Source organism: Morganella sp. HSTU-ASny43 (genome assembly GCF_022819185.1).
In the GTDB taxonomy this organism is placed as follows: domain Bacteria; phylum Pseudomonadota; class Gammaproteobacteria; order Enterobacterales; family Enterobacteriaceae; genus Morganella; species Morganella morganii.
Map to the genome: position 1 here is coordinate 130,352 of NZ_WSPG01000007.1, position 15,264 is coordinate 145,615.

Here is a 15,264-nt window from a genome sequence, read left to right on the forward strand (position 1 = left end):
GTTATGTCTTATGACACGTTTGCTATTACAAGATGCGTGCCAACTCGGTGATTTTTTTTACCCGTTTGTTTTTTCTCAGGTTTATTTATTTCCCTTTTGTCATGACTTTTTGTAAAGTGGTAATATTCGCCATTTAGTGGTTAAATTAATCATGAAAAATAATACGGAAACCCTGATCGGTATTGATAATACCTTTCTCGATGCACTGGAAAAAGTGTCGCGGCTGGCAAAAATTGCCCGGCCGGTACTGATTTGCGGAGAACGGGGGACCGGTAAAGAATTATTTGCTCACCGTCTTCATTATCTCTCTCCGCGCTGGGATGAGCCATTTATTGCACTGAATTGTGCGGCACTTAACGATAATTTGCTCGATTCCGAGCTGTTCGGGCATGAATCCGGGGCTTTTACGGGGGCTCAGCGCCGCCATCAGGGCCGCTTTGAGCGGGCGGACGGCGGCACACTGTTTCTTGATGAACTGGGTACCGCGCCGCTGACCGTGCAGGAAAAACTGTTGCGGGTGATTGAATACGGGGAATTTGAGCGTGTCGGCGGACAGCAGACCCTGAAAGCGGATGTACGGATTGTCTGCGCCACCAATGCGGATTTACCGGCGCTGGCGGCAGAGGGAAAATTCCGCCCCGATTTACTCGACCGGCTGGCCTTTGATGTCGTCAATATCCCGCCGCTGCGCGAGCGCCCGCGCGACCTGACCGAACTCGCCGGTCATTTTGCCGTGCAGATGTGTCAGGAGATGGGCACGCCGTTTTTTGCCGGTTTTTCCCCGCACGCCCTGCAACAGATGCAGAACTATCACTGGCCGGGCAATATCCGTGAGCTGAAAAATGTGATTGAGCGATCTTTGTACCGTCAGGGAGATACCACCGAACCGCTGGCAGAATTGGTGATCAACCCGTTTGTCACCGCGCCGGCTCCTTCAGCGGACGCCGCCGCACAGGCTCTGCCGCCGCTGCCGTTCTCCCTGAAGCAGTGGCAGCATACACAGGAGAAGGACGCGCTGGATGCCGCATTACAGCGCGCGCAGTTTAATCAGCGGGAAGCAGCACAATTGCTGAATCTGACCTATCATCAGTTTCGCGGATTACTGAAAAAACATGCCGGCAGCCCGCAACCGGATTAAATGCTTCCGTTTTTGGTTAGTCGCACAAATTGCGATACAATGCCCTGTTCATTTTTAACGGTAACTGATTTATGCGCCATTGGATTATCCGGGCCTGTGCGGTTCTCCTGCCTGTTTCAGGCTTTGCCGCCGCACCCGCCCCGCAGACAGACCAGCCGGTAAAACCGGTCACGGCTCAGGCCGCTCCGCTGCCGCCGGTCCGCGATACCGGTTTTGTCTATTGTGTGAACGGCAACATCAGTACATTTAACCCGCAGCTGGCCAGCAGCGGGCTGATTGTCGAGCCGCTGGCGGCACAGATTTACGATCGCCTGCTGGATGTTGACCCTTACACCTATCGCCTGATCCCGGAACTGGCTGCCCGCTGGACAGTGCTGGATAACGGCGCGACCTACCGTTTTTATCTGCGCCGTGATACCGATTTTCAGACTACTGACTGGTTTAAACCGACCCGCAAAATGAATGCGGATGATGTGGTGTTCAGCTTTTCCCGCGTGGTGGATAAACAGAACCCGTATCACTATATCAACGGCGGCCGCTATCCTTATTTTGACAGTCTGCAGTTTGCGTCCAATGTTAAATCCATCCGCAAAATCAATAATTATACCGTTGAATTTAAACTGAATACGCCGGATGCCTCCTTCCTGTGGCATCTGGCAACCCATTACGCGCCGGTTCTGTCCAAAGAGTATGCCGATAACCTGCTGAAAGCCCGCCGTCAGGAACAGCTCGACTGGAAACCGGTCGGCACCGGGCCGTATTATCTGGATGATTACCAGAGCGGCCAGTTTGTCCGTCTGCAGCGCCATGATAATTACCGCAAAGGCAAACCCCGCATGCAGGAAGTGGTGGTTGATCTCGGGGCGGGCGGCACCGGACGGATGTCAAAACTGATCACCGGTGAGTGTGATGTGCTGGCCTATCCCGCCGCCAGCCAGCTACAGGTGCTGCGCGATGACCCGCGCCTGAGCCTGATGCTGCGCCCGGGAATGAATATCGCGTATCTGGCGTTTAATACCAGCAAACCGCCGTTTAATAATCCGCAGGCGCGCCGTGCGATTGCTTTCGCAATTAATAATGAGCGCCTGATGAAATCCATCTATTACGGCACGGCGGAAACTGCTGCGTCTATTCTGCCGCGCGTCTCCTGGGCGTATGATAACCAGACCAGGGTGACGGAATATAATCCCGAAAAAGCCAAAGCAATGCTCAATGAGCTGGGACTGAGCGGTATGACGCTGAATCTCTGGGTACCGACCGCCTCGCAGTCTTACAACCCCAGCCCGCTGAAAATGGCTGAGCTGATTCAGGCGGATCTGGCCCGTGTCGGGATAAAAATGAATATCCGCCCGGTTGAGGGGCGTTTTCAGGAAAACAGCCTGATGGATCGCAGCCACGATATTACCCTTGCAGGCTGGTCAACCGACAGTAATGACCCGGACAGTTTTTTCCGTCCGCTGCTCAGCTGTGCGGCTATCGGTTCGCAAACCAATCTGAGCCACTGGTGTTCCCCGGAATTTGATGATGTGATCCACCAGGCGCTGCTTGAGCAGCAACTGAGCAGCCGGATTGAGTATTATCACAAAGCACAGCAGATTCTGGCACAGGATCTGCCGGTACTGCCGCTGGCCTACTCACTGCGGTTACAGGCATTCCGCTATGATATTAAAGGGCTGGTACTGAGCGCATTCGGTAATACCTCTTTTGCCGGTGTCTACCGTGATACCGGGGATGACCCGGAGCCGGAGGCTGAACCATGATTATTTTTATTCTGCGCCGTCTGCTGCTGGTGCTGATCACGCTCTGTTTTCTGTCGGTGCTCAGTTTCAGCCTGAGTTACTTCCCGGCAAATGCACCGCTGAGCGGCGCTTCTCTGACGGATGCGGTACTGTTCTACTATAAGAGTCTGTTTTCATGGGACTTCGGCAGTTCCGTGATTAACGGTGAGCCGGTCAGCCAGCAATTGTGGGCAGCACTGCCCGCCACCCTGGAGCTGTGCGGCCTGGCGTTTCTGCTGGCGCTGGTGGTCGGTATTCCCGCCGGGATTATTGCCGGGGTCTGGCGTAATAAAATGGCGGATATCGCCATCAGCACCTTTGCGCTGGTCGGGTTTTCGATTCCCGTATTCGGGCTGGCACTGCTGCTTACCCTGTTCTTCTCTCTGCGGCTGGACTGGCTGCCGGTCTCCGGACGCATTGACCTGCTGTATGATTTAACACCGGTTACCGGATTTGCGGTGATTGATGCCTGGCTGTCGGATTCACCATACCGTCAGGCGATGATCCTCAATGTGCTGTCTCACATGGTGCTGCCGGTGATCACGCTGTCCATTGCGCCGATGACGGAAGTTATCCGCCTGATGCGCACCAGTACCGAAGAGATTATCAGCCAGAACTATATTAAAGCCGCCGCTATCCGTGGTTTATCCCGGCTGACCATTATCCGCCGTCATGTGCTGCACAATGCGCTGCCGCCGGTGATCCCGAAACTCGGGTTACAGTTTTCCACCATGCTGACGCTGGCGATGGTCACAGAAGTGGTCTTTAACTGGCCGGGAATCGGCCGCTGGCTGATCACCGCAATCCGCCAGCAGGACTTTGCCGCGATTTCCGCCGGTGTCATGCTGGTCGGCACTATGGTGATGATTATCAATATGCTGTCGGATATTCTGGGTGCCGTCAGCAGCCCGCTGAAACATAAGGAATGGTATGCCTTCAGATAATTTCTACCGTGAAGACCGGATGCCGTCACCGGGGCGGGTTATCTGGCAGCATTTCACTGCAGATATTCCGGCTATGATCGGTTTTTACGGCGTGCTGTTTCTGATTGCGCTGGCGATCGGCGGCACCTGGATAGCCCCTTATGCGCTCGACCAGCAATTTGCCGGTCATCAGTTGCTGCCGCCTTCCTGGTCTCATTACGGGAATGTCGCCTTCTTCCTCGGTACGGATGATCTCGGCCGTGATATTTTCAGCCGTCTGATCCTCGGTACACAATCCACCTTCGGCGGTGCACTGCTGGTTACCGTCATTGCCGCCGTCGCCGGGATTATCATCGGCTGTCTGGCAGGGATGACCACCGGTCTGCGCTCAGCCATTTTTAACCATATGTTTGATACCCTGCTGGCGCTGCCCTCTCTGCTGCTGGCAATTATTGTGGTGGCTTTTTTTGGCGCCAGTCTCAGCCACGCCATGATTGCCGTGGCACTGGCACTGCTGCCGCGTATTGTGCGGATGATTTATATCGCAGTACATGATGAGCTTGATAAGGAATATGTTATTGCCGCCCGGCTCGACGGCGCGTCCAACCTCAATATTCTGATCCATACTGTGCTGCCGAATATCAGTGCCGTGACCGTCACCGAACTGACGCGCGCTCTGTCCATTGCTATCCTTGATATTGCCGCGCTCGGTTTTCTCGAGCTGGGGGCACAACTGCCGTCCCCGGAATGGGGAGCGATGCTCGGGGATTCTCTGGAACTGATTTATGTGGCGCCCTGGACCGTACTTCTGCCGGGAACCGCCATCCTTATCAGTGTTCTGCTGGTGAATCTGCTCGGTACCGGGTTACAGCGTGCTATTAATGCGGGGGTTGAATAATGCCGTTACTGGATATCCGCAATTTAACCATTGAATTTATGACTGCCGCAGGGCCGGTCAAAGCCGTTGACCGCGTGACATTATCCCTGACCGAAGGGGAGTTCCGCGGCCTGGCCGGGGAATCCGGTTCCGGTAAAAGTCTGATCGCCAAAGCGATTGCCGGTATCACCAAAGATAATCTGCGCGTAACGGCAGACCGCTTCCGGTTTAATGATATCGATCTGCTGAAACTCACACCCCGCCAGCGCCGCCGGGTGATCGGCCACAATGTGTCGATGATTTTCCAGGAGCCGCAATCCTGTCTGGATCCGTCAGAAAATATCGGTAAACAGCTGATTCAGTCCATCCCCGGCTGGACATACAAAGGCCGCTGGTGGCAACGCTTTAACTGGCGTAAGCGCCGGGCGATTGAGCTGCTGCACCGTGTCGGTATTAAGGATCACAAAGATGTGATGAGCAGCTACCCCTACGAACTGACCGAAGGGGAATGCCAGAAGGTGATGATTGCAATTGCGCTGGCCAATCAGCCGCGCCTGCTGATCGCCGATGAGCCGACCAACGCCATGGAGCCCGATACTCAGGCGCAGATTTTCCGCCTGCTGACCCGGCTGAACCAGAACAACAATATGACCATCCTGCTGATCAGCCACGATTTGCAGTTAATGAGCCAGCTGGTGGATCGCATTAATGTGCTCTACTGCGGCCAGACCGTGGAGAGTGCCGAGCCGGATGACCTTCTGCTCAAACCCCATCACCCGTATACTCAGGCACTGATGCGGGCTATCCCTGATTTTGAAAAGGCACTGGCACACAAATGCCGCCTGAATACCCTGCCGGGCGCGATTCCGTCACTGGAGCATCTGCCGGTCGGCTGCCGCCTGGGGCCGCGCTGTCCGTATGCTCAGAAAGTGTGTATTGACGCGCCGCGTCTGCGGACAGTCAAAAACCGCAGTTTTGCCTGCCACTTCCCGCTGAATATGGAGGATGTGTGATGCCCGGTCCGCTGCTGGAAGTCAAAAACCTGAGCAAAACCTTCCGTTACCGGGATGGTTTTTTCCGCCGTCATCAGCTTGAGGCGGTCAAACCGGTCAGTTTTACACTGCAACCCGGCCAAACACTTGCCATTACCGGCGCAAACGGCTCCGGCAAATCCACCCTCGCGCGGATGTTATCCGGGATGATCGAACCGAGTGGCGGGGAAATCCTGATCGACAAACACAAACTGACGTTTGGTGATTACAGCTACCGCAGCCAGCGCATCCGCATGATATTCCAGGATTCGGCCACCTCGCTTAATCCGCGCCAGCGCACGGGGCAAATCCTTGAGCTGCCGCTGATGCTCAATACAGATCTCGATGCTGCCGGGCGACGTCTGCGGATTAACGCAACACTGCGTCAGGTGGGTCTGCTGCCGGATCACGCGGATTACTATCCTCACATGCTGGCTTCCGGACAGAAACAGCGTGTGGCCCTCGCCCGCGCCCTGATTCTGCAGCCGGAAGTGATTGTGGCGGATGAAGCGCTCGCCTCTCTGGATATGTCATTACGTTCACAGATCATAAATCTGATCCTTGAACTCCAGGAAACGCAAAAAATTGCCTATATTTATGTCACACAGCATCTGGGCATGGCAAAACATGTCAGTGACCAGATACTGGTGATGCACAACGGTGAAGTTGTCGAGCGCGGTAACACTGCCGAGGTACTGGCATCCCCGCTGCACGATGTCACACGCCGCCTTATCACCAGCCACTTTGGTGAAGCACTGTCCGCCGAAGCCTGGCGCCAGGATGTGGATTAACTGCCGGTATTCTGATAATTCAGGCCGGTTACATCTCAATTTCCGGTAACCTGTTAACATCAGCCGGATTTTTACTAAACGTGTCACCTGCCGGGTTGCGGCGCAGAAGGTGACAGAGAAAACACAAGGAAACTGCTATGGGTTTTATGACCGGTAAACGCATCCTGATCACAGGGGTTGCAAGCAAATTATCGATTGCTTACGGTATTGCCAAAGCAATGCGTGACCAGGGGGCGGAACTTGCATTCACCTACCAGAATGACAAGCTGAAACCCCGTGTTGAAGAGTTCGCTCAGTCTCTGGGTTCCTACATCGTTCTGCCTTGCGATGTGGCAGAAGATGAAAGTATTGAAAATCTGTTCACGGAATTAGCCAAAGTCTGGCCGAAATTTGACGGTTTTGTTCACTCTATCGGCTTTGCCCCGGCTGACCAACTGGACGGCGACTATGTGGATGCGGTAAACCGTGAAGGCTTCCGTATTGCTCACGACATCAGCGCGTACAGTTTTGTGGCGATGGCAAAAGCCTGCCGCAGTATGCTGAACCCGAATTCCGCCCTGCTGACCCTCTCTTACCTGGGCGCGGAGCGCGCTATCCCGAACTACAATACCATGGGTCTTGCTAAAGCCTCTCTCGAAGCGAACGTCCGTTATATGGCGAACGCGATGGGGAAAGAAACCATCCGTGTTAATGCGGTTTCTGCCGGTCCTATCCGTACACTGGCAGCATCCGGTATTAAAGATTTCCGCAAAATGCTGTCGCACTGTGAAGCAGTCACCCCGCTGCGCCGTACAGTCACCACAGAAGATGTGGGTAACGCGGCAGCGTTCCTCTGCTCTGATCTGGCCGGCGGTATTACCGGTGAAATCCTGCATGTTGACGGCGGTTTCAGTATCGCGGCAATGAATGAGCTGGAACTGAAGTAATCCTGCTTCTGTCCGGCTTTCCATTAATATCACCGCCGGACAGGTCAATCAGCTGACAGCAGGCAAGCGGACGAAAAGCATGCGCGTCATGGATGACGCGCCTGAGCGCACAGGGAGGTGTTTACAGCGTCTTTTCGTTTTGCCTGCTGTCAGCTGTTCCCCGCACTTTCAGAGAGCACTTCTTTTAATTACCGGCCTGTCAGCAATTTCTCCGTCAGCCGCTGCGCATAAAGCGCCTCTTCGCCGCTGACCAGCGGTTGTGTCTGATTGGCAACAGATTCGATAAAATGCCGCACCGCACCGTCAAATCCGCGCTGAACCAGTACCGGATCCCACGCTTTCGGGTGCTGTTCCTGTATCCCGGCGGCAGTTTCACTGCGCCAGTGATTCATATCCGTCACCTGATAACAGCCGTCACGTCCGGTCACACTGACCTGCTCCCGCTGACTCGCCGCACAGCGGTGCATAGAGGCTGTCAGCCAGGTGCCGTTATCTGTCTGTAAATGGTGTTCCGCATACAGCAACTGATTGGCCTCATTCACCTGCATATGACCACTTTTCAGCACCACATTCCCATCCCGTCCCAGCCAGAGCAGGGTATCCGCGATATGCAGATAATCATCGGTCACCGTGAAAGCCACATCATGCGGCCCGACACTGTTGCTGCGGTGTTTGTCCATACGGATCGATGCCGCTTTTCCGGCAATCTGTTCTCTGAGCTGCAGATAAAACGGTGAAAAGCGCCGGTTGAACCCGACCATCAGTGCCCGCTGTTTTTTCTCCGCCAGACTGACGAGGGCTTCTGATTGTTCATACGATGCTGCCAGAGGTTTATCAACATACACATGGCACCCCGCATTCAGTAATTCGCTGACCACCTGAAAATGGCTCTCTGTACTGCTGTGAACAAACACGGCATCACATTGTTCCGCCAGCGCACTGAGTGACGGAAACAGAGGAAAGCGGTACACATCACAGACCTGACGTGCCTTTTCCTGGTTCGGCGAGAACCCGCCGGACAGCACCCAGTTATCCGTTCTGGTCAGAACCGGCAAATACGCTTTTTGTGCTATCCCGCCCAGCCCGGCGATCCCGATACGGATTTTTTTCATGTGTGCTCTACCTTTTAGTGTTTTGTAACAATGAATTACAAAGTCTTCCCATAAATTGAATCTGTGGCGATTATATGGAAAGATGGCGTTAACCGACAAATAATTCGCATTCTGAATACATCCCGCCCGCGAATACCGGTCTATACTTCATCACTACTGCCATGTCCGTTCTTTTGTTTTAACTGAGGAGCATACCATGCAATTGTTCTATACCCCGGGAAGTTGTGCACTGTCACCCCATATTATTTTGCGTGAAACCGGCCTGGATTTTTCCCTGGTCCGTGTCGATCTGAAAGCAAAAAAAACCGAAAACGGTGATGATTACCTGAAAATTAATCCGAAAGGACAAGTCCCCGCACTGAGTATCTGTGACAGCCAGCTACTGACCGAAGGTGTGGCGATTGTGCAGTATCTTGCTGATCAGAAACCGGATCGCAAGCTTATTGCCCCGGCGGGAACGATGGAACGTTATCATCAGATTGAATGGCTTAACTATATTGCCAGCGAAGTGCATAAAAGCTACGGCCCGCTGTTCTCTCCGGAAACCCCGGAAGATTACCGGCCAATTGCACTGCGCAATCTGATGAATAAGTTTGCCTATGTGGACGGCGTGCTGGCGAAAAGCCCGTATATTACCGGCAACAGTTTTACCGTAGCGGATGCTTATCTGTTTACTGTCTGCGGCTGGGCTCCGCATCTGAAGATTTCACTTGAGCCGTATCCGCATTTACAGGCGTATCTGGCGAAAATTGCCCATCGTCCGCATGTGCAGGATGCGATGGAAGCGGAAGGTCTGATTTAATCTTTCTGATACGCAGAAACAAAAAAACGCCGGATTATCTGTCCGGCGTTTTCTTTATGCTGATGCGATGTTCAGACCGGTTCAGTCGATCTGTTCAGCGCAGAATTTGTGTGTCGGAAGCACCATTTCATCCTGAGCCGCAACCAGTTGCAGTTCGTACTCATTCATGGTTTTGGTTTTCAGCATTACTTCATACACAGCAGCAGCTACATGTTCCAGTGCTTTCGGCAGTTCTTCGCCTTTCAGCAGATTCACCAGCATCAGACCACTGGTTAAATCGCCCACACCCACCGGCTGACGTTCACCGAAGTCCACCAGCGGACGGCTGACATGCCAGGCGTGCTCAGCAGTGACCAGAATCATTTCGAAGCGGTCAGCACGGTAACCAGCGCGGGACAGGTGTTTGACCAGTACCAGACGCGGCCCTTTTTTGCACAGTTCACGGGCAGCGGCAACGGCTTCATCCACATTATGAATGGTTTGTCCGCTCAGGGTTTCCAGTTCCAGCAGGTTCGGGGCGATCATATCGCTGACTGCCAGTGCTTCCTGACACAGGAAATCCGCCACTCCCGGCGCCACGATACAGCCTTTTTCCGGGTGTCCCATGACCGGGTCACAGAAATACCATGCCTGCGGATTGCGGGTTTTGACTTTTTTCACCACATCCAGGATACGCTTGCCCTGCTCTGCCGAGCCGAGGTAGCCGCTGAGCACCGCATCACAGCGGGTCAGCTGATCGATTTTATCAATGCCGTCCACAATCTCCGTGATGTGCTCTGCGCTCATCACGCAGCCGGTCCAGCCTTGTGCATACTGTGTGTGATTAGAAAACTGGACGGTATTCAGCGGCCAGACATTAACGCCCATGCGGCGCATCGGGAATTCAGCCGCACTGTTACCGGCGTGACCATACACAACATGGGACTGGATAGAGAGAATATTTTTCATTGATACAACCTGATTTTTTATTATTACTGTGCATATCATATTCTGTGAAACAGAAAAGATCCTGCTGACAGATCAAAAAGGGCAACCTTCGTTGCCCTTGATTACCGTAAACTATTATTTCCAGCAGATCAGACAGTAATGTTTTTTGCCCCGGCGCAGCAGAGTGTAACGTCCGAACAGCTTGTCGCTGTCAGTGAAGCGGTATTCCGCATCAGACTGTTTTTCGCCGTTGAGAGACACCGCATTGGAGCCGATCATGGTACGGGCCTGACCGCGTGACGGAACCAGTTCCGCAACCACCAGCGCCTGCTGTAAATCCGCATCGCTGTCCAGTTCGATATGCGGCATACCATCCTGCGCCAGCTGCGCGAAGTCATCTTCAGTCAGGCTTGATACATCGCCGTTGAACAGGCTGTCAGTGATACGACGGGCAGCCGTCAGCCCAGCTTCGCCGTGAACCAGTTTTGTCACCTGCTCTGCCAGAACGTACTGGGCACGCGGTGCTTTGCCGCTGGCTTTGTCTTCCGCTTCCAGTGCATCGATATCTTCGAGGCTCATAAAGGTGAAGAATTTAAGGAAACGATAGACGTCCGCATCCGCAGTGTTGATCCAGAACTGGTAGAATTTGTACGGACTGGTTTTCTTCGGATCCAGCCATACCGCGCCGCCTTCAGTTTTACCGAATTTGGTACCATCAGATTTGGTGATCAGCGGAACGGTCAGACCCCAGGCCTGCTGCTGGTTCAGACGACGGGTTAAATCGATACCGGAGGTAATGTTACCCCACTGGTCAGAACCGCCGATTTGCAGCTCAACGCCGTGATCTTTATTCAGACGGGCGAAGTCATAACCCTGCAACAGGTTGTAAGAGAATTCGGTGAATGAAATACCGACATCATCGCGGTTCAGGCGCTGCTTAACCGCTTCCTTGTTGATCATCTGGTTCACAGAGAAGTGTTTACCGATATCACGCAGGAAGGTCAGCACATCCATCGAGCCGAACCAGTCATAGTTGTTTGCCGCGATAGCACTGTTCGCGCCGCAGTCAAAATCGAGGAACGGGGAAACCTGCTGACGGATTTTATCCACCCAGCCGTGAACCGTATCCTGTGTATTCAGTTTGCGCTCCGTTGCTTTAAAGCTCGGGTCGCCAATCAGCCCCGTGGCCCCACCGACCAGTGCCACCGGACGGTGCCCGGCTAACTGGAAACGCTTTAAGCACAGCAACGGAACCAGGTGGCCCAAATGCAAGCTGTCAGCGGTCGGATCGAAACCGCAATAGAGGGAGATCGGGCCCTGCGCCAGTCTCTCTGCTAACGCTTTTTCATCCGTAACCTGGGCAATGAGGCCCCGCTCTTGCAGTTGTTTTATCAGGTTCGTACCAGACATCAATGACTCCGTCAGTTCTGTTTTGTCTATGCAAAAATAGTGGATTGGAAATATGAAGGCTATAGCATAAAGCGGCACTCCGTGAAGTGCCAGCAATTAAAATGATTTTACTGAAGAAATTCTGACAACAGCCGGTTACGGCGCGAGGCGGTCAATATCCCAGCCGTCTGCGGTACGGGTGTACAGGAAGCGGTCATGCAGACGGTGTTCACCGCCCTGCCAGAACTCAACAGAACTGAATTTAATCCGGAAACCGCCCCAGAAGCTCGGCAGCGGAACATCACCCTGCTTAAATTTCTGTTTCAGCTCAAGAAATTTGCCTTCCAGAATACCGCGTGCGGAAATCCGTGAGGATTGCTGAGATGCCCATGCGGCAATCTGGCTGTCTTTCGGCCGGCTGTGGAAATATTTTACTACTTCCAGTGTGGATAAGCGCTCCACCTCGCCGAGGAAACAGACTTGTCTGTCCAGGCTGTACCACGGGAAATGCACACTGATTTTCGGATTTTTTGCCAGATGCTGCGCCTTGCGGCTGCCCATATTGGTGTAGAAAATCAGCCCGTCTTTATCAAAGTGCTTGAGCAGCACAATACGCTGATACGGCTGGCCGGTTTCATCCACGGTCGCCACACACATCGCAGTCGGGTCGGTCAGTTTTGCCTCACACGCCTGTTTAAGCCAGCGTTCGAACATTTCCAGCGGGTCGTCGCTGAGATCACGGCGGCGCAACCCCCCTTTGGTGTATTCACGTCGCAGATCCGCAACGTCAGTAAACTCATCTGACATGCCTTTTATCCTCTTATCTTATCTTTTTAATAACTGAAACTGTGTTGTCTTTTGTTACGGCAGCCGGCGGATAACAGGATATACCGCACCCAATACGGTTTCCCGGTCTGCGCCGGTGACAGACGGCAGATTACCGGGTTCACCGGCCAGTGTCCGCGCCGCCAGCCAGGCAAATGCCAGAGCTTCCATATCATCGCCGCTCAGGCCGTATTTATCAGTCGGGCTCACTTCAGTGCCCGGCAACTGTGCGGATAACTGCGCCATAATCTGCGGATTGCGCGCACCACCGCCGCATACCAGCAGGCGCTCACAGCCGCCGCACAGCGTAACCTGCTCACTGATACTGACAGTGGTCAGCGCCAGCAGGGTTGCCTGCACATCCTCCGGTTTCAGGCCGGGGAAATTATCCAGTTGTGTGGTCAGCCACTGCATATTGAAATATTCACGCCCGGTACTTTTCGGTGCCGGACGGCGGAAATAGGGATCACTCAGCATCTGTGCCAGTAAGTCCTGATTAACGTGCCCGCTTTTCGCCCATTCACCGTCTTTATCATACGGCTCGGCACGGTGCCGCCATGTCCAGCTGTCCATCAGCATATTGCCCGGTCCGGTGTCATACCCTCTGACCTCCGCCCCCGGAATCAGTGTGGTGATATTAGCGATCCCGCCGATATTCAGGATAATCCGTTTTTCATCCGCCACACCGAGCACCGCCTGATGAAAGGCAGGTACCAGCGGCGCGCCCTGCCCGCCGTAAGCCATATCACGGCGGCGGAAATCCCCGACAGTCATGATATTGGTCAGCGCGGCAACCCTGTTGTTATCCCCGAGCTGCATGGTAAAAGGTGTTTCGCTGTCCGGCTCATGCCAGACGGTCTGTCCGTGACAGCCGATGCCGGCAATATCCTGCGGATTCAGCCGGGTTTGTGCCAGCAGCCCGCCGACAGCGTCAGCAAACAGTGTGCCCAGTTCATAATCCAGACGGCCGATTTCTGACAGCGTCGTCTGCTGTCCCTGACATACCGCCAGTATGCGCTTTTTCAGCGCGTGCGGAAACGGATGCGAATACGCCGCCTGCTGCGCCACCACTGAATCATTAATCGCAGCCAGAACAACATCCACCCCGTCAAGGCTGGTTCCTGACATCACGCCGATATAACGTCCCGAACGCATAACCTGTTCCTTTTAATCAATAACCGTCTGATAAAAATATAGTATTCATATTCCGTGTGACTACTATAATCAGGGCGCTCCGCAGATTCACCCCTTTTCGTACCGTGACCCCACTTAATCCTCATTCTGATGCACGCTTCACATTTGTGAAATAAGAGGATTTACCTTGCCGCCGGAACGTTTCGCTTTAAGCTGTTCCTAATGAAGATGAAAATAAAACGTTTTTAATGCTAAATTATTCTGCGATAATAGATAAGATATTACACTACAGATAATGAACACATCTGAATCTGTGAATACAATAATCAGGAGTTAAGTATGTATAAGCGTTTTCTCGTCGGTGTATTTGCCGTCGTGGCCCTTTCCGGTTGTGTGAATATGGACACACTGAGTGGTGACACTTATAGTGCAGACCAGGCGAAACGTGTTCAGACCGTTACCTATGGTACAGTGATGAGCGCCCGTCCGGTAACTATCCAGGGCGGCAGTGACGAAAATATCCTCGGTGCGGCCGGTGGTGCAATTCTGGGTGGTATTTTAGGCAGCACTGTCGGCGGCGGCACCGGTCAGACCCTGGCTACCGCAGCAGGTGCAATTGCTGGTGGTGTTGCAGGCCAGAACGTTCAGGCAGCAATGAACAACACTTCCGGTGTTGAGCTGGAACTGAAACAGGATAACGGCGAAATCATTGTTGTTGTACAGAAACAAGGTAAAACCCCGTTCTCCGTCGGTCAGCGTGTCCGTATCGCGAAATCCGGTTCAACCTATACCGTATCTCCGCGTTAATTTTCACGGTTTACCGGCAAAAGGCGAAACAACTGTTTCGCCTTTTTTATTACCTGCCGTCAGTTACGGTTGTGCAACTGTACGATATTATTGTCCAGTTTTCTGACAATCTCCGCCAGCGTATATAATTCATCCTGCGTGATCCCGCCCAGAATTTCACGCCGTGTTTTTTCAATTACCGCGTCCACCTCACGAATAAAAGGTTCTGATTCCTCCGTCAGTTTAATCCGTTTCGCTCTGCGGTCATTAATACAGATATGTCGTGTGATTAACCGCTTTTCTTCCAGCTGATCCAGCGTGCGGACCAGCGACGGCTGTTCAATACCAATCGCTTTTGCCAGCTGAATCTGAGACTGATCCGGCGGCAGCAGGCTGATATTGTAGAGTGTAATCCAGTGTGTCTGTGTGAGTTTCAGTGGTTTGAGCCGGTGGTCAATCAGTGATCGCCAAATCCGCACTAACCTCGCTAAGTCTGATCCCAATGTTAACTCCACAAATTTCTCCTTATGTGAATACGGTACGGACGCATATACACGCCATCATGTCTTTCAATCACCCGAAAAAAGAAGCGCAGCGCTGCGGTGTTTATTAACAGCGGACGCAATATTGCTGTGTGACAAAAACAGTTCATGCTTATGTCATAGTCAATTTAATAGGCACGAAATAATTAGCTTTTTATACAAATTTAATTGATTAAGCTGATGAACTTGTTTCACATTAAGAATAGCGATCATCACTGAACGGATCTATATTTTTTTACATAACCACCATTTTATTTTTAACAAAAAATAATTGATATATGAT

15 protein-coding genes are annotated in these 15,264 nt (G+C 52.9%); 9 read left to right on the forward strand and 6 right to left on the reverse strand.

What is annotated here, in order from left to right; all coding sequences use genetic code 11:
- Positions 1 to 151: 151 nt before the first annotated feature.
- The 7 genes from pspF to fabI all read left to right on the forward strand — a co-directional run bounded on the left by pspF (position 152) and on the right by fabI (position 7,464).
- Positions 152 to 1,138, forward strand: a complete 987-nt coding sequence (pspF, locus tag GN208_RS05795) for a phage shock protein operon transcriptional activator (protein ID WP_046024635.1) — start codon at positions 152 to 154, stop codon at positions 1,136 to 1,138.
- Between the two features lie 71 nt (positions 1,139 to 1,209).
- Complete coding sequence (sapA, locus tag GN208_RS05800; RefSeq protein WP_004235500.1) at positions 1,210 to 2,898, forward strand: ABC transporter substrate-binding protein SapA; 1,689 nt, start codon at positions 1,210 to 1,212, stop codon at positions 2,896 to 2,898.
- Entirely contained in the window at positions 2,895 to 3,860 is a 966-nt protein-coding gene (sapB, locus tag GN208_RS05805; protein WP_004235499.1) for a putrescine export ABC transporter permease SapB, read from the forward strand. The genes sapA and sapB overlap by 4 nt, the downstream gene beginning before the upstream one ends.
- On the forward strand, positions 3,847 to 4,737 hold the full coding sequence (sapC, locus tag GN208_RS05810; RefSeq protein ID WP_004235498.1) for a putrescine export ABC transporter permease SapC: 891 nt from the start codon (positions 3,847 to 3,849) through the stop codon (positions 4,735 to 4,737). Before sapB ends, sapC begins: the two co-directional genes overlap by 14 nt.
- A complete protein-coding gene (sapD, locus tag GN208_RS05815; protein ID WP_004235497.1) occupies positions 4,737 to 5,729 on the forward strand; it encodes a putrescine export ABC transporter ATP-binding protein SapD in 993 nt (330 codons plus the stop codon). The genes sapC and sapD overlap by 1 nt, the downstream gene beginning before the upstream one ends.
- Positions 5,729 to 6,538, forward strand: coding sequence for a putrescine export ABC transporter ATP-binding protein SapF (gene sapF, locus GN208_RS05820; RefSeq protein ID WP_004235496.1), 810 nt, complete (start codon positions 5,729 to 5,731; stop codon positions 6,536 to 6,538). The genes sapD and sapF overlap by 1 nt, the downstream gene beginning before the upstream one ends.
- A gap of 137 nt (positions 6,539 to 6,675) precedes the next feature.
- Complete coding sequence (gene fabI / locus GN208_RS05825; protein WP_004235495.1) at positions 6,676 to 7,464, forward strand: enoyl-ACP reductase FabI; 789 nt, start codon at positions 6,676 to 6,678, stop codon at positions 7,462 to 7,464.
- Positions 7,465 to 7,652: 188 nt separating this feature from the next.
- Here fabI and GN208_RS05830 read toward each other — a convergent pair whose 3' ends face one another.
- Complete coding sequence (locus tag GN208_RS05830) at positions 7,653 to 8,576, reverse strand: Gfo/Idh/MocA family oxidoreductase (RefSeq protein ID WP_004235494.1); 924 nt, start codon at positions 8,574 to 8,576, stop codon at positions 7,653 to 7,655.
- A 196-nt stretch (positions 8,577 to 8,772) separates the two neighbouring features.
- Between GN208_RS05830 and gstA the strand changes: the two genes are divergently transcribed.
- Positions 8,773 to 9,378: a glutathione transferase GstA gene (gene gstA / locus GN208_RS05835; RefSeq protein WP_004235492.1), complete on the forward strand. Its 606-nt coding sequence runs from the start codon at positions 8,773 to 8,775 to the stop codon at positions 9,376 to 9,378.
- An 81-nt stretch (positions 9,379 to 9,459) separates the two neighbouring features.
- Here the strand turns inward: gstA and pdxY are convergent, their stop codons facing one another.
- From pdxY to anmK, 4 genes are all read right to left on the reverse strand, one after another.
- Positions 9,460 to 10,326, reverse strand: a complete 867-nt coding sequence (gene pdxY, locus GN208_RS05840; protein WP_004235490.1) for a pyridoxal kinase PdxY — start codon at positions 10,324 to 10,326, stop codon at positions 9,460 to 9,462.
- Positions 10,327 to 10,440: 114 nt separating this feature from the next.
- Complete coding sequence (gene tyrS, locus GN208_RS05845; RefSeq protein WP_004235488.1) at positions 10,441 to 11,715, reverse strand: tyrosine--tRNA ligase; 1,275 nt, start codon at positions 11,713 to 11,715, stop codon at positions 10,441 to 10,443.
- Positions 11,716 to 11,850: 135 nt separating this feature from the next.
- Positions 11,851 to 12,501 (reverse strand): pyridoxamine 5'-phosphate oxidase, encoded by a 651-nt coding sequence (gene pdxH / locus GN208_RS05850; protein ID WP_004235487.1) that lies wholly within the window; start codon positions 12,499 to 12,501, stop codon positions 11,851 to 11,853.
- Positions 12,502 to 12,555: 54 nt separating this feature from the next.
- Positions 12,556 to 13,674, reverse strand: a complete 1,119-nt coding sequence (anmK, locus tag GN208_RS05855) for an anhydro-N-acetylmuramic acid kinase (protein WP_004235485.1) — start codon at positions 13,672 to 13,674, stop codon at positions 12,556 to 12,558.
- Between the two features lie 318 nt (positions 13,675 to 13,992).
- On the opposite strand from anmK, the gene GN208_RS05860 reads away from it, so the two are divergent.
- Complete coding sequence (locus GN208_RS05860) at positions 13,993 to 14,460, forward strand: glycine zipper 2TM domain-containing protein (protein ID WP_004235484.1); 468 nt, start codon at positions 13,993 to 13,995, stop codon at positions 14,458 to 14,460.
- Between the two features lie 59 nt (positions 14,461 to 14,519).
- Here GN208_RS05860 and slyA read toward each other — a convergent pair whose 3' ends face one another.
- The gene (gene slyA, locus GN208_RS05865; RefSeq protein WP_015422751.1) at positions 14,520 to 14,954 is read right to left on the reverse strand and encodes a transcriptional regulator SlyA; all 435 of its coding nucleotides are present in this window, start codon (positions 14,952 to 14,954) and stop codon (positions 14,520 to 14,522) included.
- Positions 14,955 to 15,264 lie beyond the last annotated feature (310 nt).

What these genes read in the sequence shown, in the direction of transcription:
- pspF (WP_046024635.1), top strand. Translation starts at nt 152, where the DNA reads ATGAAAAATAATACGGAAACCCTGATCGGTATTGATAATACCTTTCTC.
- sapA (WP_004235500.1), top strand. Translation starts at nt 1,210, where the DNA reads ATGCGCCATTGGATTATCCGGGCCTGTGCGGTTCTCCTGCCTGTTTCA.
- sapB (WP_004235499.1), top strand. Translation starts at nt 2,895, where the DNA reads ATGATTATTTTTATTCTGCGCCGTCTGCTGCTGGTGCTGATCACGCTC.
- sapC (WP_004235498.1), top strand. Translation starts at nt 3,847, where the DNA reads ATGCCTTCAGATAATTTCTACCGTGAAGACCGGATGCCGTCACCGGGG.
- sapD (WP_004235497.1), top strand. Translation starts at nt 4,737, where the DNA reads ATGCCGTTACTGGATATCCGCAATTTAACCATTGAATTTATGACTGCC.
- sapF (WP_004235496.1), top strand. Translation starts at nt 5,729, where the DNA reads ATGCCCGGTCCGCTGCTGGAAGTCAAAAACCTGAGCAAAACCTTCCGT.
- fabI (WP_004235495.1), top strand. Translation starts at nt 6,676, where the DNA reads ATGGGTTTTATGACCGGTAAACGCATCCTGATCACAGGGGTTGCAAGC.
- GN208_RS05830 (WP_004235494.1), bottom strand. Translation starts at nt 8,576, where the DNA reads ATGAAAAAAATCCGTATCGGGATCGCCGGGCTGGGCGGGATAGCACAA.
- gstA (WP_004235492.1), top strand. Translation starts at nt 8,773, where the DNA reads ATGCAATTGTTCTATACCCCGGGAAGTTGTGCACTGTCACCCCATATT.
- pdxY (WP_004235490.1), bottom strand. Translation starts at nt 10,326, where the DNA reads ATGAAAAATATTCTCTCTATCCAGTCCCATGTTGTGTATGGTCACGCC.
- tyrS (WP_004235488.1), bottom strand. Translation starts at nt 11,715, where the DNA reads ATGTCTGGTACGAACCTGATAAAACAACTGCAAGAGCGGGGCCTCATT.
- pdxH (WP_004235487.1), bottom strand. Translation starts at nt 12,501, where the DNA reads ATGTCAGATGAGTTTACTGACGTTGCGGATCTGCGACGTGAATACACC.
- anmK (WP_004235485.1), bottom strand. Translation starts at nt 13,674, where the DNA reads ATGCGTTCGGGACGTTATATCGGCGTGATGTCAGGAACCAGCCTTGAC.
- GN208_RS05860 (WP_004235484.1), top strand. Translation starts at nt 13,993, where the DNA reads ATGTATAAGCGTTTTCTCGTCGGTGTATTTGCCGTCGTGGCCCTTTCC.